Below are 508 nucleotides of genomic sequence, written 5' to 3' on the forward strand. Positions count from 1 at the left end.
TATGTCGCTGAGGACAAAGTTAAAGTTCATGCGGGACATAAACTGCATGGCACTTTTGACGTCCAGACTCTGGTTGTCAATATCCTTTTCTTCTGCCTGAATGATGTCAGTCACTCTGACCTGAGGTGCTACAGCATACTGATCGGCAAATATTTCAACCAGGCGCGAGTACAGATTGCTGGCATCGCGTGGGAGAATAAATTTATGCCGCTTGTACCCAACATAAATGGTCGGAGTCAGTTCATTATCACTGGTTATCACACCATCGTGCTCTTCCCTTTGATAAATTTTCTCCCCTGTTTCTTCATCAATGGGAAACAATTCGTCGAGAGTCGGCTTCCGCGCTACCTTTTCGCCGTTTGATTTTTTCACCGGTTTCCCAGAATAAAACAGTAAGTAGGCCAGCCCCAATACACCCGCAATAAATACGGCCAATCCAATCATCTTGAAAGACATGACGCACCCCCGTGCCTGTCTTGGTGAGTTACCCCTGTTATACCAGCCTGCC

The 508-nt window shown here is 46.7% G+C and carries 1 protein-coding gene; it reads right to left on the reverse strand.

The features are described 5' to 3' along the window. A partial coding sequence (locus ACVRRC_RS22320) for a hypothetical protein (RefSeq protein WP_472997630.1) occupies window positions 1-456 on the reverse strand: 456 nt, incomplete at its 3' end. Between the last annotated feature and the right edge of the window lie 52 nt (window positions 457-508).

This window comes from Stutzerimonas sp. LR2, from assembly GCF_055755175.1.